Raw genomic sequence first — 18,166 nt, forward strand, 5'->3', positions numbered from 1 at the left:
GGCATCCTGTTCCTCTGCCCGCGACCTCACTCGCGGCGCGAAAGATGGTTCCGGATGCCGAGGAACGACGTCGCCGCCCCGAGCACCATCAGCACCGCGGTGAAGATCGCTGCGCGGTGGAATCCGTCGATATCGAGCGCACCGCCCGCGACGGCGGACACCGCGGCGATCGCCAGGAGCCCCGCGACGCGCGACACCGCGTTGTTGACGGCCGAGGCGATCCCCGAACGCTCCGTGTCGATCGCGCCCAGGACGGCCGCCGTCAGCGGCGACACCGTGGCGGTCAGGCCGAGGCCGAACACCACGACGCCCGGCAGCACCTGCGTCCAGTAGTCGAACTCGGGACGCACCGACAGCAGGAGCAGCGCGCCGATCGCCATCACCGCGGGGCCGAGCGTCATGAACAGCCGCGGGCCGATGCGTCCCGAGAGGGCGCCCATGCGGGAGCTGAGGGTGATCATGAGCAGCGTGCTCGGAAGCGACGCGAGCCCAGCGAGGGTCGCCGGGAGCCCCGCGCCCTGCTGCAGGTAGACGCTGAGGACGAAGCCGTTCAGCGACAGGGCGGCGTAGACGAACATCGTGGTGAGGTTGCCGGCCCAGAAGTTGCGCGAGCGGAACAGGTCCAGCGGCATCAGCGGCTCGCGTGCGACGCGCTGGCGGACGAGGAACCCTGCGAACGCGGCCACGCCGACCGCCGCGGGCACCCAGATCACGGGCGACCCCCAGCCGAGGCTCGGTTGCTCGATCAGGGCGAAGACGATCCCACCGAGCCCGACCGCGCAGAGCACGGCCCCGAGCACGTCGACGTGCGCGCCAGGGCGTCGCTGGTCGGCGTGCGCGCGCCGAGCGAGCAGCCACAGCGTCACCCCGATCGGCAGGACGTTCACGAGGAACACCAGGCGCCACGACAGCGTGTCGACGAACACCCCGCCGATGAGCGGCCCCGCGATCATCGCGACGGTGGTGGCGCCGGTCCAGATGCCGATCGCGCGGGCCTGGGTCGGCCCGCGGAAGGTCGACGTGATCAGCGCGAGCGAACTCGGCACGAGCAGGGCACCCGCGATCCCCTGGAGGGCTCGCGCGACGATGAGGAATTCGGCGGTGGGCGCGGCGGCGATCGCGACCGAGGTGATGCCGAAGCCGACCAGACCGATGCGGAGCACGAGGGTGCGCCCGAGGACGTCGCTGAGCGACCCGGCGACGAGGATGAACGCGCCGAGGGTCACGAGATAGGCGTCCACCACCCACTGCTGCGTCGAGAGGCCCCCGCCCAGGTCGCGCGAGATGGCGGGGAGCGCGACGGTGACGACGGTGCCGTCGAGGAAGGAGACGAAGGATGCCAGGACCGCGACGGTCAGCACCACGCGCTGGTCCCGCGACATCGGTTCGGCCATTCCCTCAGCGTAGGTGCGGCCGCGGCGCGCGTGGGTGGGTACGGCAGGGCCCCCCGGCGACGCGCTAGAATGGTCTCGACCCCGTCACCCGCCTCCTCGCGAGCCGTTCCGGTGAAGACGCGTTGCGGGTCGCAGACGCTGCCGCTCCGGCGGTGAGTCTCGCGGCATCCTCCGGGGTCACTGATCCACCGGCCACCGGCCGGGACGTCCCGGACACATCCGGACGACACGCTCAGGAGGAGCATGCCGACCACGGCAACCGCCGCCCGAGGCTCGAGCCAACGGCGCCGCAAGACCTCGTCATCCCGTCGCGATGACGAGGCCCCCGTCATCCCCATCCTCGCCCGCAAGGTGCGCGAGGTCGAAGCCAAGGCCCAACGCGGCAAGCTCGGCCCGACCAACCGCGTGAAGTTCCAGGTCATCGCCTTCCTCGTCCGCGAGGAGCGAGCCCGGGTGAAGGCCGACACCGAGATCACCGACGCCGCGCGCTCCGAGCTGCTCAAGCGCCTCGACGGTGTGGCCACGATCCTGGCCAAGACCGCCGCGCGCGACACGTCGCTGATCCAGCTCCTCGAGGTCGACCAGGCCACGTCGCCCGTCGCGCGCCGCATGCGCCGGGACTGGCTCCTGGAGTCCGGCGCCGACCTGCCCCCGGACGAGCTGATCATCACCGACAACGCCCCGAAGGTCTCGCCGGTCGTCCCCGCGGCGCTCGCCGAGAAGCAGGTCGTCCCGCCCTCGATCGAGGCGCGGCAGATGGCGAACCCGTTCCTCCCGCCCGACCTCACCCCGCGCGCCACCGGTGACGCCCCCCGACGCCGCCTCGACGGCTGGGAGCTCATGGGTCCGCTGTACAAGGCGTTCGAGACCGGCGCCGGAGGTTCGGCCGCCAGCATGGATCTGCCGCCCGTCCCCGAGTTCGATCGGCTCTCGCCGCGCGGCCTCGAGGTCATGCCCCACCAGTCCCGCTTCCTCGAGGCCGTCCGTCAGGGGCACCGCTCGTTCCTGCTGGCCGACGAGCCGGGCCTCGGCAAGACGGCCGAATCGGTGCTCGCGGCGTCGGTCGCCGAGGCCTACCCGCTGCTGGTCGTCGTCCCCAACGTCGTGAAGATGAACTGGGCGCGCGAGGTGCAGCGCTGGACGCCGCACCGTCGTGCCACGGTGATCTCCGGCAGCGGCGCCGACATCGACGCGTTCGCGGACGTGTTCATCGTCAACTACGAGATCCTCGACCGGCACCTGTCGTGGCTGTCGTCGATCGGCCTCAAGGGCATCGCGGTCGACGAGGCGCATTTCATCAAGAACCTGTCGTCGCAGCGGTCGCAGAACGTCCTCGCGCTGGCATCCCGTGTCCGTCAGCAGACGCGCGATCCGCTGCTGCTCGCCCTCACGGGTACCCCGCTGATCAACGACGTCGAAGACTTCGACGCGATCTGGCGTTTCCTCGGCTGGACGAACGGCGAGAAGCCGGGCGCGGAGCTGATGGCGAAGCTGGATGCCACGGGCCTCACCCCCGCGGACAAGGCGTTCTACCCCGAAGCGCGCGAGGCCGTGATCTCCATGGGCATCGTGCGTCGGAAGAAGAAGGACGTCGCCGCCGACCTGCCCGACAAGCTCATCGCCGACCTCCCCGTCGAGCTCGACGACGAGTACGGTCGGTCGATCCGCCACGCCGAGCGCGAGCTCGGGGCGCGCCTCGCGGCGAAGTACCGCCGCATCATCGAGGCCCGCGGCGACCGCGGGCTCGCGCCGGGCGAGATCGACGAGGACATCGTGCGCCTCGTCGCGCACGGCGAACTGGAAGAGAGCAAGGCCGCCGGAACCGGCTCCGAGAACGTCTTCACGATGGTCCGTCGCATCGGTCAGGCCAAGGCGCAGCTCGCCGCGGACTACGCCGTGCAGCTGCAGCGATCGGTCGGCAAGGTCGTCTTCTTCGCCAAGCACATCGACGTCATGGATGCCGCGGAGGCGCACTTCAAGGCGTCCGGGCTCACCGCGGTGTCGGTGCGCGGAGATCAGACCTCCACGGCCCGCCAGGCGGCGATCGACGCGTTCAACACCGACCCGTCCGTCGGGATCGCGGTGTGTTCGCTCACCGCCGCCGGTGTGGGGCTGAACATGCAGGCGGCGTCCAACGTCGTGCTCGCCGAGCTGTCGTGGACCGCCGCCGAGCAGACGCAGGCGATCGACCGCGTGCACCGTATCGGACAGGACGAGCCGGTCACCGCGTGGCGCATCATCGCGGCGCACACCATCGACACCAAGATCGCCGAGCTCATCGACTCGAAGGAGGGCCTGGCGCAGCGCGCGCTCGACGGCCTCGCCATCGAGCCCGGCTCGAGCGACTCCGTGCAGCTGTCCGCCCTCATGCACCTGCTGCGGCAGGCGCTCGGGGCCTGACCCTTTCCACGAACGCCCCGGTGCCGCCGGGGCGTTCGTGCGTCGTGCCGCGGGTCCGCGGACCCGGATGCCGTGTCGGGCGGGGTCGCTAGGGTCGGGGCATGCCCCTGGATGCCTCCGCACTGCTCGACGGCCCGCGCGGGCGGCGGCTGTGCCTGGAGATCCTCCTGGAGGGGGCGCGTCGCGCCGACACACCCGAGGCGCGGGTCGCCGTGCAGGCGGTGTTCTGGGCGGCGCACGGGCGCGAGCGAGGGGCGAGTGTGCTGCTCTCGATCAGCGACGGGTCCGAGCCGTTCGTAGAGCCGGAGGTGACCGCGCGCGACGCGGCGGCGGCGCTCGCCGCGCTCCCGGTGCCCGCGGTCACGCCCGCCGTCCTCGGCGACGCCCTCGAGGCCTCCGTCGACGCGGCCATGTACTGGCAGCCGCCGGACGGCACCGACGCGCTTGCCGCGGAGGACGCGATGACCCCCGTGCTCGCAGCCGTCGCGATCGAGCTCTCCCGGTCGCCCCACGGCCAGACGTGGGGCCACCGCATAGACCCCGACGACCAGTGGACGGTGCAGTTCGACGGCGCGGACGTGCCCGCCGCGGATCCGCGCTCGCTCATCCGACGGTGGCGGACGGACACGATGAGGCACGAGGTCGCGTCGGCGGCGCGGGATCCCGGCGAGCGATGGAGCGGAACGTGGTGGTCGACCCCGCCTCGGGTGTGCCCCGTGACCACCGGGGCGGGGCGGCCTCGGGAGCCACTGCGACTGCGCTACGTCGAAGACGGGATGGGCTGGCAGTCCGCTCGCGTCCGCCGGGTCGTCGTTCCCGAGGGCCCGGTGGTGGAGGTCACCGGCCCCGAGGACTGGGCGGCCCTGTGTGAGCGGCATCCTCTCGTCGTCACCGCGTCGCGGCGCGGAGACTGGGAGCACATCGCCGATCACCGCGGCGTCTGGGTGCAACCGGACTGGGCCTCGGTCGCGGAGGAGGCGGTCGGCGTGCACGTGAGCGTCGCCGGGTACCTGGCGACCGCGGGAAGGGGGATCGTCGTGGGAGACATCGGGATGAGTGTGATGGCCGGGTGGTCGCCCGACGAGACGTTCTGGTTCGACCCGGTGAGCCCGGCCGGCCCCGACGAGCACCGGGTGCGCGACGAGGCCTCCGGGTCATGGCATCCCGCGTGAGCCGTCCCCCGTTTGGCGGGCGCGCGGGGTGGGGCGCTAGTGTCGAACGCGGCAGCGTCGCCGACTCGATCATCCCCAATAGCGAGGTTCCAGCATGAAGATCGGCATCCTGACCAGTGGCGGAGACTGCCCCGGGCTGAACGCCGTCATCCGTGGCGTCGTGCTCAAGGGCACCACCAACTACGACATCGAGTTCGTCGGCATCCGCGACGGGTGGCGCGGAGTCGTCGACGGCGACTTCTTCCCGCTGACGCGTCACGAGGTGAAGGGTCTGTCGAAGGTCGGCGGCACGATCCTCGGCACGAGCCGCACGAACCCGTACGAGGGCGTGCGCGGCGGAGCCGAGAACATCTCCAAGACCCTGTACGGCCACCGCATCGACGGCATCGTCGCGATCGGCGGCGAGGGGACGCTCGCCGCCGCCGACCGCCTGTCCAAGGACGGCATCAACGTCCTCGGCGTCCCCAAGACGATCGACAACGACCTCCGGGCGACCGACTACTCGTTCGGTTTCGACACCGCCGTCAACATCGCCACGGATGCCATGGACCGCCTCCGCACCACCGGCGACTCGCACCAGCGCTGCATGGTGGCCGAGGTCATGGGCCGTCACGTCGGCTGGATCGCGCTGCACGCCGGCATCGCCGCCGGCGCCCACGTCATCTGCATCCCCGAGGTTCCGATGTCCATCGACGAGATCGTCGAGCAGGTCACGCGCGCCCACGACCGCGGCCGCGCGCCGCTGGTGGTCGTGTCCGAGGGATTCAAACTCACCGGGATGGACGAGGCCTTCAGCGACAAGGGCCTGGATGCCTTCAACCGCCCCCGCCTCGGCGGCATCGGCGAACTGCTGGCCCCCGAGATCGAGCGCCTGACCGGCATCGAGACCCGCGCCACGGTGCTCGGGCACATCCAGCGCGGCGGTTCGCCCTCGGCGTTCGACCGCGTGCTCGCGACGCGTCTCGGGCTCCACGCCGCCGACGCCCTCGCGGAGGGTGCCTGGGGGCAGATGGTCGCCATGCGCGGCACCGACATCATCCGCGTGCCGTTCGCCGACGCGCTCGGCGAGCTCAACAGCGTGCCCCTGTACCGCTACGAAGAGGCCGCCGCGCTCTTCGGCTGAGTCCTGGCATCCGTCGCCCCGTCCCGCTCGCCCGGGGCGGGGCGTCGTCGTCTCCGGTGTGCGGCGGACCCCTCGTCCCACTTCTGGCGGTGCATGTCCCATGAATTGCGTTGTGTGTCCCACATCTTGCTGGTCTGGGCCGCCCTAAGCAGCAAGAAGTGGGACACGCTCGCGGGAGGCAGAGGGACCTCCTCCACAGCTCACTGTCCAGCCGATGAGGTTGTGGAGAAGGGCGTCCGGGCTCACGGCATCGAGACCCTGGGGCCATGAAGCCACCACAGCCCCTTCCCGACGGTCTTCCTGAACGGTTCCACGTCGCCGATGCCCGTGACCGCGGGGTGACTCCCGCTCGGTTGCGGGCGTCGGATCTCTCAGCGCCTTTTCACGGCGTTCGCTCACGTTCGCTCGACGATGCCCGATCCATCCTCGAGCGGTGCCGTGCGTATGTTCCGCGCCTCGCCCCGGGACAGTTCTTCAGCCACGAGACGGCTTTCGTCCTGCTCGGCCTGAGCACGCCGGCGTGGCCGTACACGCCTCTCGTTCATGTATCCACACATCGTCCCGCTCGCGAACCGCGCACGCGCGGTGTCGTCGGCCATCGGCTGCAGACACGCGAACCTGCCATCGAAGAGGGTCCGGACGGGATGCCGATCGAGAACGCCGTGCGAGCCTGGCGGCAATGCGGCCGGCTCTGGCAGTTGGATGATCTCGTCGCGGGCGCGGACGCGCTTCTGGCGGGCCGACACCCGATCGCCACGCTCGATGCACTCTCTGAGGAGATCGCGACCATGGGCGACATGCGCGGCGGCGTCCTTCGTCGAGCGTTGTCGTTGGCGCGCCCGGGCGTTCGATCGCCGCGAGAGACGCATCTGCGCTTGTTACTGGTGCGCCGCGGTCTCCCGGAACCTGAAGTCAACGCCGACATCTTCTCGTCGCGTGGGGAGTTCGTCGCAGAGATCGATCTGGCGTTCGCGACGTGGCGGGTGGCCGTCGAATACGACGGTCGTGTGCACGCGGAAGATCCCCGCCAGTTCGCCCGCGATGCCGACCGATGGGCGGCGATCCGTGCCGCGGGCTGGGATCACGTCCGGATCCTCCACCATCACCTCCGCGATGGCGGTGATCCCGCCTTCGCGATGGTGCGCGACGCACTCACCCGGGCGGGCTGGCGGCCCGGCCTCTGACACCGTGTCCCACTTTCAGCGGTATTGAGGGCCGCAGAGTGACAACTTGTGGGACACGCCCTGCCAAGAGTGGGACGAGGCGCCCGCCGAGCCGCAGCGCCGCCCCTCGCCCGCCGCCCTACTCCGCCAACCCCAGCACGTCCAGCAGCCAGGCCAGCTCGAACGCGCGCTCGCGCCAGGCGTTGTAGCGCCCGCTGACGCCCCCGTGCCCGGCGACCATCTCGCACTTCAGCAGCGCGTCGGCGCCCACCTCGCGCAGACGCTGCACCCACTTGGCGGGCTCGACGTACAGCACGCGGGTGTCGTTGAGGGAGGTGACCGCGAGGATGCGGGGGTACCGGACCCCGTCGCGGACGTTCTCGTACGGCGAGTACGACTTCATGTACGCGTACACGTCGGCGTCGTGCAGGGGATCGCCCCACTCGTCCCACTCGATGACCGTGAGCGGGAGGGAGGGGTCGAGGATCGTCGTCAACGCGTCGACGAACGGCACGTCGGCCAGGATGCCCGCGAACAGCTCCGGCGCGAGGTTCGCGACCGCACCCATCAGCAGACCGCCGGCGCTCCCGCCCTCGGCGACGAGGCGATCGGGGGTGGTGTACCCGGATGCCACGAGGTGCCGCGCGACCGCCACGAAGTCGGTGAACGTGTTGCGCTTTGACTGCAGCTTGCCGTCCTCGTACCACTGGCGGCCCATCTCGCCGCCGCCGCGGACGTGAGCCACGGCGAAGACGACGCCCCGGTCCAGCAGCGACAGACGCGGAACGGAGAAGCCGGGCTCGATCGAGTGCTCGTAGGAGCCGTAGCCGTAGAGGTGGACGGGCCGCGGCGAGGAACCGGGCTCGCCGAACGAGCGCTTCCACACCAGCGACACCGGCACGCGGGTGCCGTCGTCGGCGGTCGCCCACGCCCGGGCCTGGCCGTAGTCGTCGGGGTCGAAGCCGCCGAGGACGGGCTGCCGTTTGCGCAGCAGCAGCTCGCCGGTGTCGATGACGTAGTCGTACACGGTGCCCGGCGTCACGAACGAGCCGTAACCGACGCGGAGCACGGGCGGCGCCCACTCGGGGTTCCCGCCGGTGCCGACGCTGTAGAGCGGTTCGTCGAACGTGATCTCGGTCACCGCCCCGTCGCCGTAGGACAGCAGGCCGAGGCGCGCGAGACCGTCGCGGCGGTAGGCCACCACTCCCCAGTCGCGGAACGTGTCGACGCCCAGGAGGCGCTCGCCGGGTCGATGGGCGATCACCGTCTCGCGCGCACCCTCCGGATCGGATGCCGCGACGCGGACGAGTTCGAAGTCGAGCGCGCCGTCGTTGTGGAGGATGTACAGCACGTCGTCTCCGTCGACGACGGCGTGATCGACCGAGTACTCCACGCCCTCGCGGCGCGGCCAGACGACGCGTGCCTCGCCGCGCAGGTCGTCGGCGTCGAGGAGCCGCTCCTCCGAGGTGATCGAGGAGCCCACACCGATCACCAGGTAGCGGTCGCTGCGGGTGAAGTCCGCACCCACCCAGTACCGCTCGTCGGGTTCGTGGAACAGCTTCACGTCGGCATCCACGCCCGTACCGATCTCGTGCAGCCACACAGTGTCGGGGCGCCACGCGTCATCGACGGTGGTGTAGATGATGAAGCGGCCGTCGGGGGAGAACGTGGCGCCGGAGAAGGTGCCGGGGATCTCGTCGACGAGGTTCTCTCCGGTGGCGAGGTCGCGGACGCGCACGGTGTACCGCTCGTCGCCGGCGACGTCGACGCCGTAGAGCATGCGGGTTCCGTCGTTGGACACCTCGAAGCTTCCGAGGGAGAAGAAGTCGGTGCCCTCGGCTTCGACGTTCCCGTCGAAGAGGATCTGCTCACCGGGGACGGCGACGTCGGGGGAGAGCTGCGGCGGCGTCCAGTCGTCGGGGGAGCGGAGGGGGGCGCGGCACTGGATGCCGTACTGCGCGCCGGCGATGGTCCGGCCGTAGTACCACCACTCGCCGCGACGGGCGGGCACCGACAGGTCGGTCTCGAGCGTGCGCCCCTTGATCTCGCCGAAGATCTCGTCCCGCAGGGATGCCAGGTGCGCGGTGCGCGCATCGGTGTATGCGTTCTCGGCCTCGAGGTGGGCTACGACGTCGGCGTCGTCCTTGGCGCGCAGCCACTCGTACGGGTCGTCAAAGGTGTCACCGTGGTGGGTGCGCGCCGTGAGGCGGCGGGCGGCGACGGGAGGGACGGGGCGGGCGTCGGTGTCGGTCACCTCCCCACGCTATCCCGCTCCCGGCGCGGACGGCCGCTCGGCGTTTGACCGATGCCCATGCCGGTGAAATGATGTCGTCGGCCCGGTGAACGTGGGCCGAATGTCAGGTGAACTCTTCGTTCTCCGCGCCGATCCCGTCGGCATCCCTCCTTCCCCCTACGGAAAGCGATCGGTGGAGAGCGCAGCCCTTGTCATCGTGCTGGTCATCGCCCTGGCACTGTTCTTCGATTTCACGAACGGCTTCCACGACACCGCGAACGCGATGGCCACGCCCATCGCCACGGGTGCCCTGAAGCCCAAGGTCGCGGTGCTCCTCGCGGCCGGCCTGAACCTGGTGGGCGCGTTCCTGTCGACGGAGGTCGCCAAGACGATCTCGGGTGGCATGATCCGCGAGGACCAGCTGAGTCCCGACATCTTCCCGCCGATCATCTTCGCCGGCCTCATCGGCGCGATCACCTGGAACATGCTCACGTGGCTGCTGGGGCTGCCCTCCAGCTCGTCGCACGCCCTGTTCGGCGGGCTGATCGGCGCGACGCTCGTGGGCGTGGGGGCGGCGGCGATCGACATGGGCGTCGTGCTCAGCAAGGTGATCCTGCCCGCGCTCATCGCCCCCCTGACCGCCGGTCTCATCGCCTTCACGGTGACCAAGATCGCGTACGGCATCACGCGCCGGTACGACATGAAGGCCGACGGCCGCGACGGCTTCCGCTGGGGGCAGATCTTCACGTCGTCGCTCGTGGCGCTCGCCCACGGCACGAACGACGCGCAGAAGACGATGGGCGTCATCACGCTCGCCCTCATCACGGTCGGATGGCAGTCGACCTCCGATCCGGACCCGCAGCTGTGGGTCATCTTCGCGTGCGCGATCACGATCGCCCTCGGCACCTACATGGGCGGCTGGCGCATCATTCGCACGCTCGGCAAGGGCCTCACCGACGTCAAGCCCGCGCAGGGCTTCTCGGCCGAGACCTCCACGGCCGCGACGATCCTGGCATCCAGCGCCCTGGGCTTCGCCCTCTCGACCACGCAAGTGGCCTCGGGGTCGGTCATCGGCTCGGGGCTCGGCCGTCGCGGGTCGACCGTGCGCTGGAACACCGTCGGCCGCATCATGATCGGCTGGGTGCTCACCCTGCCGGCGGCGGGCGCCGTCGGAGCCGCGGCGGCCCTGATCGTGGTCTGGCTCGGCGGCTGGGGCGTGGCGGTGGATGCCGTCATCGCCGTCGTGATCATCCTCGGCCTGTTCCTCCGCTCGCGCCGCGACGAGGTCACCTCGGCCAACGCCATGAGCGAGGTCGCCGACTCGGGAGCGGCGGTGAAGGTGCCGCGCAAGCCCGGCCCCACGCGCCGTCAGCGCCGCCTGGAGCGCGCGCAGGCCGGGAGGGATGACCGCGCATGAGCATCGACTGGGAAGCCTTCCTCCACGTCTTCATCGCCGCGCTGGTGGGAGCCGCGACCGTGGTGACCTTCTACGCGCTCGGACTGCGTCTGCTCGTCCGGGGCGGCCGTCCGCCGCTGGTCGCTCCGGTGGAGTTCACGGATGCCATCACCGTGCTCACCGACAAGCAGAGACGCCGCGCCGAGAAGGCGGTGGCCAAGGCGGCCGCGCGCAATCCGCTGAGCGCGGGGCAGAAGCGGCTCGCGCTCCTCGGCGCCTACGCGTGCTTCGCCGTCTGCGCGGCGGCGGTGCTCGGTGCGCTGCTGCTGATCCTGCTCCGCCACTGAGGCGCCGTGTCGGGCGCCCCTCGTAGGCTGAGGGCATGGCTTCGGTGCAGTTCGGTCAGTACGCGCCCGCGCGGCGCGTGATCCTCCACCTCAGTGACACCCACCTGCTCGCGGGTGATCGGCTGCTGGGCGGGCGGTACGACACCGCCGCGCAGCTGCGCCGCACGCTCGCGGCCGCCGAGGCGACGGGTGTGCGACCGGATGCCGTGGTGTTCACGGGCGATCTCACCGACCTCGGCGAGCCCGAGGCGTACCGTGCGCTGCGCGCGGAGGTCGAGCCGTGGGCGGAACGTCTGGGAGCCCCCGTCGTGTGGGTCGCGGGCAACCACGACGAGCGGGGTGCGCTGCGCGCCGGCCTCCTCGACGCCGACGCGACGGACGCGCCCGTGACGGGGGTCTGGGACCTGGATGGTCTGCGGCTGATCGCGCTGGATTCAACGGTTCCGGGCTGGCATCACGGCGACCTCGACGCCGCGCAGCTGGACTGGCTGCGGGCCGAGCTCGCCGAGCCGGCGCCGCTGGGCACCATCCTGGCGCTGCATCATCCGCCGCTGCCGACGCACATCCCGTTCTTCGACATCCTCGAGCTCCGCGACCAGCCGGGTCTGGCGTCGGCGATCGCCGGCAGCGACGTCCGTGCCATCCTCGCCGGCCACCTCCACTACTCCACGTCCGGCACCTTCGCGGGGGTCCCGGTGAGCGTCTCCGCGGCCTCGTGCTACACGATGGATCTCGCCGCCCCCGCCGACGAGGTGAACGGAATGGATGCCGGGCAGTCCTTCCACCTCGTCCACGTGTGGGACGACACGATCACCCACGCGGTGGTGCCCGTCGTCGACGCCGAACCGGCGGGCTACTTCACGCCGGAGTGGGTCGCCCGCATGGCCGCGCTCACGCCCGAGGAGCGGCTCGAGGCGTTCTCGCGCAAGCGCTGACCCGGCCGCCCCGTCGCTGTACGCGGGGGAGTGCGCGGCTCCGGCGACAGGCCGTGGCGTCCAGCGACTCCGTCGGTCGCGGTGGTTAGGCTCGGGGGATCCCTGACCGCCGTGACGACCCACGAGGACATCCCCCATGGCTTTGGACGCAATGACGCGCACCCGTATCGAGACCGACTCGCTCGGCTCCCTTGAGATCCCCGCCGATGCCTATTGGGGCATCCACACCGCACGGGCTCTGGAGAACTTCCCCATCGCGAAGCGACCGATCTCGGTCTACCCCGACCTCGTGCGGGCCCTCGCGATGGTCAAGCAGGCCTCCGCGCGCGCGAACCGGCAGATCGGCGTGCTCGACCCGGCCAAGGCCGACCTCATCGACCGCGCCGCGCAGCGCGTGATCGACGGGGAGTTCCACGACGAGTTCGCCGTGGGGGTCATCCAGGGCGGCGCGGGCACCTCGACGAACATGAACGCCAACGAGGTGATCACCAACATCGCCCTCGAGATGGCCGGGCGCGAGAAGGGCGACTACGCGTTCCTCTCGCCGATCGACGACACCAATCGGAGCCAGTCGACGAACGACGTCTACCCGACGGCGGTGAAGATCGGTCTGTCGCTGACGCTGCGGAGTCTGCTCGAGGAGCTCGGGCTCCTGCGGCAGTCGTTCTTGTCGAAGGCCGAGGAGTTCCACGACGTCCTCAAGGTCGGTCGCACCCAGCTGCAGGATGCCGTGCCGATGACTCTCGGGCAGGAGTTCCACGGCTTCGCGACGACCCTGGGCGAGGACTACAACCGTCTGCAGGAGAACGCCTACCTCATGTTCGAGATCAACATGGGGGCCACCGCCATCGGCACGGGGATCACCGCGCACCCGGACTACGGTCCCTCGGTGCTGCGTCACCTGCGCGAGATCACGGGACTCGACCTCGAGACCGCGACCGACCTGGTGGAGTCGACGAGCGACACCGGTGCGTTCATGTCGTTCTCGGCATCCCTCAAGCGCAACGCGATCAAGCTCTCGAAGATCTGCAACGACCTGCGCCTGCTCTCCAGCGGGCCGCAGGCCGGTCTGGGTGAGATCAACCTGCCGGCACGCCAGGCGGGCTCGAGCATCATGCCCGGCAAGGTAAACCCGGTGATCCCCGAGGTGGTCAACCAGGTCGCGTTCTCGGTCGTCGGTGCCGACATGACGGTCACCATGGCCGTCGAGGGCGGTCAGCTGCAGCTCAACGCCTTCGAGCCGGTGATCGCGCACTCGATCTTCCAGTCGATCACCTGGATGCGACAGGCGATGTGGACCCTGCGGGTGAACTGCGTCGACGGGATCACCGCGAACCGCGAGCGCCTGGGCGCGATGGTCGGTTCGTCGGTCGGTGTCGTCACGGCCCTGACGCCCTTCATCGGCTACGCGGCGGCCGCGGCGCTCGCCAAGACCGCGCTCCTCACGCATCGCAACGTCGCCGACCTCGTCGTCGAGGCGGGGCTCATGACGCGCGACGAGGTCATGAAGCAGATCTCGCCCGCGCGGCTGTCGGGTCTGCAGGCCGTCACGGCGGCGATCCCCGTTGTCCGCGCCGCGGACAGCGTCGTCGAGGAGTGACCCGCACCTGACTCGGGCGGCGACCCGACGCGGCGCCGCCCCGCCGCGGCCTCAGTCCAGGATGCGGCAGTGGGTCGTGAGCTCGCCGATGCCGTCGATGCCGACGGTGACCGTCGACCGGTCGCGGAGGAAGATCTGCGGATCGCGGGAGTACCCCGCACCGCCGGGGCTGCCGGTGGAGATCAGCGTGCCCGGCAGCAGGGTCGCCGATTCCGAGAGCTTGTGGATGAGCGTCGCCACGGATCGCACCATCTGCCCGGTGGAGGCGTCCTGCACGGTGTGGCCGTCGACGACGGTCCAGATGTGGAGGTCCTGCGGGTCGGGGATCTCGTCGGCGGTGACGACGAACGGACCCGTGGGGGTGAAGCCGTCGAAGGATTTGCAGCGCGACCACTGCGCTTCCGAGAACTGGATGTTGCGCGCGGTGATGTCGTTGACGACGGTGTAGCCCCACACGTGGTCGAGGGCGTCGGCCTCCGGGATGTCGCGGCCGGGGCGCCCGATGATCACGCCGAGTTCGGACTCGTAGTCCACGGCCTCGCTGAGGGAACGCGGCCACGAGGTCGTCTCGTGGTGCGCCGTGAGGGAGTTCGGCCACAGCACGAAGACGGTGGGGCCGGCATCGGTCTTCAGTCCCAGCTCGCCCGAGTGCGCGGCGTAGTTGAGGCCGACGGCGAGGATGGTCGGGGGAGCCAGGACCGCCGAAGCGAAACGGACCCCGTCGAGCGGATGCCGCGGCGCCGCCGCCGCAGTCTCGCGGACACGGCCCAACAGGTCGTCGCCGCCGGCGATGAGCTGTTCGAGGGTCGCGGGAGCGCCGGCGAAGAATTCATCGACGAACGCGAACTCCTCGCCGTGGACGCTGATGAGGCGAGGGGCATCGGCCGCCTCCGGGGAACGGACGTGGGCGAAACGCATGCCTCCACGCTACCGGGCCGCTCGGCGCGAGAAGCCGTCCGCCGACCCCGCAACCGGCCCGAGCGCCCGGGAGAGCGCCCCTAGGCTGTGCGCATGAGCTACCCCTCGCCGTTGTGGCAGCCCGGTCCGGGCGAGCCCGCCCGCATCTCCGACGCCCCGCCCTCCGCCGCCCCGGCCGCGGCGGTCCCCGCGCGTCCGCGGCGGGACGGGGTGCTCCTCTGGGTCGTCGCGGCGCTGCTGGTGCCCGTCCTCGGGCTGCTCGTGCTGTATTTCCTGCGGTTCCTCGGGCCCGCGGCATCCATCGTCGGGATGGTCCTGGCGGTCGTGCCGTTCGTGATCGTCTGGTTCGCCGTGCGTCTCATCGACCGCTGGGAGCCGGAGCCGCGCCGGCTCCTGGCCTTCGCCGTCGCGTGGGGCGCGATCGCCTCGGTCGCGATCGCCCTCGGCGTGGACGCGCTCCTGGCGTTCCTCACGGGAGGATTGGGCGACGCGTTCAGCTCGGTCGTCCAGGCCCCGATCGTCGAGGAGGTCGCGAAGGGTCTGGGGCTGCTGCTGCTGTACGTCGGCGCCCGCCGGTGGTTCGACGGGCCGGTGGACGGCATCGTCTACGGCGCGCTCATCGGCGCGGGCTTCGCGTTCACCGAGAACGTGCAGTACTTCGCGGTGAGCTTCATCGAGGGCGGCGCCGTCCAGGTCAGCGGGGTGTTCTTCCTGCGGGCCGTCCTCTCGCCGTTCGCGCACGTCATGTTCACCAGCCTCACCGGTTTCGCGTTCGGGCTGGCCGCCCGGCGGTCGCTGGGAACCGGGGCCGCGTTCCGCTACGCCCTCCCGGGGCTCGCGGGCGCGATCGTGCTCCACGCGCTGTGGAACGGCTCCGCGACCTTTTTCAACTTCTTCGAGCTGTACGCGACGCTGCAGGTGCCGCTCTTCGTGCTGTTCGTGCTCGGCATCCTGGCGCTCCGCCGCGAGGAGGCGCGGCTGACCCGGGCGCGACTGGGCGAATACGCCGCCGCCGGGTGGTTCACCGCGCAGGAGGTCGACATGCTGGCCACCGGCGCCGGACGCCGTTCGTCGGTGGCGTGGGCGCGCGGGCTGCCGGGCGACCGTTCCGCCGTCATGAAGACCTTCATCCGGGATGCCACGGCGCTCGCCGCAGCGCGCCAGCGCGCGCTCTCCGGACGCGACGCCACCGCGGCGGGGCAGGAGCGCGCGCTGCTGCAGCGCACCACCGCCGCGCGCGCGGCGTTGCTGGCGCCGTGACCCAGGGTCTTGACAGCCGGAGGGCACCGGGAGCACCATCGATGTAGGCCAACTCAGCGCCCGGGAGACACGCAGGCATCGCCGCGGCACCGGGCGCTGAGTCTTGTCCAGGGGGTTCGCGACGGCGTCCCGCGTGCTTGGATGGACTCATGACTGATCGCACCAAGCCGGAGTTCGACGCTCCCACCGGTCCCGCCCCCTCCGACCTCGTCATCCGCGACATCATCGTCGGCGACGGCGACGAGGCGAAGCCCGGCGACACCGTCACCGTGCACTACGCCGGTGTCGAATACGAATCGGGCGAGGAGTTCGACTCGTCCTGGGGACGCGGCGAGAGCATCCAGTTCCCCCTCCGCGGACTCATCCAGGGCTGGCAGGACGGCATCCCGGGCATGAAGGTCGGCGGACGCCGCGAGCTCGTGATCCCGCCGCACCTGGCCTACGGTCCCGCCGGTGGCCACTTCCTCGGCGGCAAGACCCTGATCTTCATCATCGACCTGCTCAAGGTCGGCTGATCCGGCATTTTCATCGCCTGTTCACGAACCCGAGGGAGCCGCGGCCCCCTCGGGTTCGTGTTTTTCCACGATCGTGGAATACATTCGGATGAATGAGAGTTGGACATCGGCAGGACGCCGAACCGGCTCCCCAGACCTCAAGGAGTGACATGACCGACACGACCACGCTCGAGATCCCCGGCTACAAGGCGGGCACCTGGGTGCTCGACCCCTCGCACAGCGAGGTGACCTTCACGGTTCGCCACATGATGATCTCGAAGGTCCGCGGCACCTTCGGCATGAAGAGCGCCACCCTCGTCGCCCCCGAGAACCCGCTCGAGGCCACGGTCGAGGCGTCCGTCGACGTCACCTCGGTCGACACCAAGGACGAGGGCCGCGACCAGCACCTCCGCTCCGCCGAGTTCTTCGACACCGAGACGTACCCGACCATGGACTTCCGCTCCACCGGCGCCCGCGTCGAGAACGGCGACTTCCTCGTCGACGGCGAGCTCACCATCCGCGGCGTCAGCAAGCCCGCCACCTTCGCCATCGACTTCGGCGGCTTCGGCACCGACCCGTGGGGTAACTACAAGGCCGGCGCGACCGCCAAGACGGTCATCAACCGCGAGGAGTACGGCCTCACCTGGAACGCCGCGCTCGAGACGGGCGGCGTGCTCGTCGGCAAGGACGTCACCATCGAGCTCGACCTGCAGTTCGCTCTCCAGGCCTGATCGCTCGACCCCCGCGAGGCCCCGGACGCCACGGCATCCGGGGCCTCCGTCGTGCCCGGACGGCAGGGATCAGGCGGCGGCGCGGCGGCGGAGCCGCACGCGGTCCTGCACCAGCAGGATGCCGAGGAAGACGATGAGCGCGCCGGCGGGCTCGTTCCAGGTGATCCTCTCGCCGAGCACGAGAATGCCGAGCGCGACGCCGACCACCGGGGTGATGTAGGTCACGGTGGATGCGCGGGTCGGTCCCCACGCGCGCAGCGTGTTCTGGTTCCAGACATAGGCCAGGCCCGTGCCGAGGACGCCGAGCGCGACGATGCTCGCGACGACGGCGGGCGTGAGGCGCATCGGCTCGGCGAGGATCAGCGGCGACAGCAGCAGCATGAGCAGCGCCGCTGGGCCGATGTAGCCGAACGCGAAGGCGATGCCCGTGAGTCCGGCGTTTCCGAGGAACCGGCGCATGTAGGCGAGGCTGAACCCGTAGCAGGCGGTGGCGCCGAGGAGCGCCACCTGAGCGACCGTGCTGCCACCGAGGTCGGTGAGGGCGCCCGGCGCGATGATGACAACCACCCCCAGGATGCCGAGGGCGATCCCCGCGAGTTGGCCCGCCCGCAGCCGCTCGACGCGGAACACCGCCCACGCCATCACGGCCGTCATGATCGGGGTCGTGGCGTTGAAGATGCTCGCGAGCCCCGACGACACGTGCTGTTCGGCCCACGCGAAGAGAAGGAACGGCACCACGCAGAACGTCACGCCGAGGACGCACAGGTGCGCCCAGATCCGGGGGCTCCGCGGCATCCGTTCCCGTCGGATCGCGACCACCGCGGCCAGGGCGAGCGCACCGAAGAGCAGACGGCCACCGGCGACCTGGGCGGGCGTCATGCCGGTGAGGGCGACCGCGATGAACAGGAAGCTCGACCCCCAGACGATGCCGGTCAGGACGAACTGCACCGTGACCGAGACGGGGGAGGGGGAAGGAGCGGATGCCACGTTCCCGACACTA

The 18,166-nt window shown here is 70.7% G+C and carries 15 protein-coding genes; 11 read left to right on the forward strand and 4 right to left on the reverse strand.

What is annotated here, in order from left to right; all coding sequences use genetic code 11:
* Window positions 1–26: 26 nt before the first annotated feature.
* Complete coding sequence (locus QM517_RS13925) at window positions 27–1,394, reverse strand: MFS transporter (RefSeq protein ID WP_283288173.1); 1,368 nt, start codon at window positions 1,392–1,394, stop codon at window positions 27–29.
* Window positions 1,395–1,637: 243 nt separating this feature from the next.
* Here QM517_RS13925 and QM517_RS13930 point away from each other — a divergent pair, with 243 nt between their 5' ends.
* The 4 genes from QM517_RS13930 (at window position 1,638) to QM517_RS13945 (ending at window position 7,273) form a co-directional block, all read left to right on the forward strand.
* Entirely contained in the window at window positions 1,638–3,794 is a 2,157-nt protein-coding gene (locus QM517_RS13930) for a DEAD/DEAH box helicase (protein ID WP_283288175.1), read from the forward strand.
* Between the two features lie 101 nt (window positions 3,795–3,895).
* On the forward strand, window positions 3,896–4,966 hold the full coding sequence (locus QM517_RS13935) for a hypothetical protein (protein ID WP_283288177.1): 1,071 nt from the start codon (window positions 3,896–3,898) through the stop codon (window positions 4,964–4,966).
* 94 nt (window positions 4,967–5,060) lie between these two features.
* Window positions 5,061–6,089 (forward strand): 6-phosphofructokinase, encoded by a 1,029-nt coding sequence (locus tag QM517_RS13940; RefSeq protein ID WP_077050215.1) that lies wholly within the window; start codon window positions 5,061–5,063, stop codon window positions 6,087–6,089.
* A 266-nt stretch (window positions 6,090–6,355) separates the two neighbouring features.
* Window positions 6,356–7,273, forward strand: coding sequence for a hypothetical protein (locus QM517_RS13945; protein ID WP_283288180.1), 918 nt, complete (start codon window positions 6,356–6,358; stop codon window positions 7,271–7,273).
* Window positions 7,274–7,391: 118 nt separating this feature from the next.
* Here the strand turns inward: QM517_RS13945 and QM517_RS13950 are convergent, their stop codons facing one another.
* Window positions 7,392–9,506 (reverse strand): S9 family peptidase, encoded by a 2,115-nt coding sequence (locus QM517_RS13950; RefSeq protein ID WP_283288181.1) that lies wholly within the window; start codon window positions 9,504–9,506, stop codon window positions 7,392–7,394.
* Between the two features lie 172 nt (window positions 9,507–9,678).
* Between QM517_RS13950 and QM517_RS13955 the strand changes: the two genes are divergently transcribed.
* The 4 genes from QM517_RS13955 (at window position 9,679) to QM517_RS13970 (ending at window position 13,763) form a co-directional block, all read left to right on the forward strand.
* Window positions 9,679–10,902, forward strand: coding sequence for an inorganic phosphate transporter (locus QM517_RS13955; RefSeq protein WP_308208913.1), 1,224 nt, complete (start codon window positions 9,679–9,681; stop codon window positions 10,900–10,902).
* Window positions 10,899–11,228 carry a peptidase gene (locus tag QM517_RS13960; protein ID WP_077050213.1) on the forward strand — a complete coding sequence of 110 codons (330 nt, stop codon included), beginning with the start codon at window positions 10,899–10,901 and terminating at the stop codon, window positions 11,226–11,228. The genes QM517_RS13955 and QM517_RS13960 overlap by 4 nt, the downstream gene beginning before the upstream one ends.
* A gap of 35 nt (window positions 11,229–11,263) precedes the next feature.
* Window positions 11,264–12,163, forward strand: coding sequence for a phosphodiesterase (locus tag QM517_RS13965; RefSeq protein WP_283288184.1), 900 nt, complete (start codon window positions 11,264–11,266; stop codon window positions 12,161–12,163).
* 136 nt (window positions 12,164–12,299) lie between these two features.
* Window positions 12,300–13,763: an aspartate ammonia-lyase gene (locus QM517_RS13970; RefSeq protein ID WP_292891417.1), complete on the forward strand. Its 1,464-nt coding sequence runs from the start codon at window positions 12,300–12,302 to the stop codon at window positions 13,761–13,763.
* A gap of 51 nt (window positions 13,764–13,814) precedes the next feature.
* On the opposite strand, the gene QM517_RS13975 is transcribed toward QM517_RS13970, so the two are convergent.
* Window positions 13,815–14,681, reverse strand: coding sequence for a fumarylacetoacetate hydrolase family protein (locus QM517_RS13975; protein WP_283288185.1), 867 nt, complete (start codon window positions 14,679–14,681; stop codon window positions 13,815–13,817).
* 93 nt (window positions 14,682–14,774) lie between these two features.
* On the opposite strand from QM517_RS13975, the gene QM517_RS13980 reads away from it, so the two are divergent.
* From QM517_RS13980 to QM517_RS13990, 3 genes are all read left to right on the forward strand, one after another.
* Window positions 14,775–15,941 carry a PrsW family intramembrane metalloprotease gene (locus QM517_RS13980; RefSeq protein WP_283288188.1) on the forward strand — a complete coding sequence of 389 codons (1,167 nt, stop codon included), beginning with the start codon at window positions 14,775–14,777 and terminating at the stop codon, window positions 15,939–15,941.
* A gap of 149 nt (window positions 15,942–16,090) precedes the next feature.
* The gene (locus tag QM517_RS13985; protein WP_077050208.1) at window positions 16,091–16,456 is read left to right on the forward strand and encodes an FKBP-type peptidyl-prolyl cis-trans isomerase; all 366 of its coding nucleotides are present in this window, start codon (window positions 16,091–16,093) and stop codon (window positions 16,454–16,456) included.
* A gap of 149 nt (window positions 16,457–16,605) precedes the next feature.
* Complete coding sequence (locus QM517_RS13990) at window positions 16,606–17,166, forward strand: YceI family protein (RefSeq protein ID WP_077050207.1); 561 nt, start codon at window positions 16,606–16,608, stop codon at window positions 17,164–17,166.
* A 69-nt stretch (window positions 17,167–17,235) separates the two neighbouring features.
* Here QM517_RS13990 and QM517_RS13995 read toward each other — a convergent pair whose 3' ends face one another.
* Window positions 17,236–18,153, reverse strand: coding sequence for a DMT family transporter (locus QM517_RS13995; RefSeq protein ID WP_283288192.1), 918 nt, complete (start codon window positions 18,151–18,153; stop codon window positions 17,236–17,238).
* Window positions 18,154–18,166 lie beyond the last annotated feature (13 nt).

The organism is Microbacterium sp. IEGM 1404, from assembly GCF_030056775.1.
Lineage (GTDB): Bacteria > Actinomycetota > Actinomycetes > Actinomycetales > Microbacteriaceae > Microbacterium.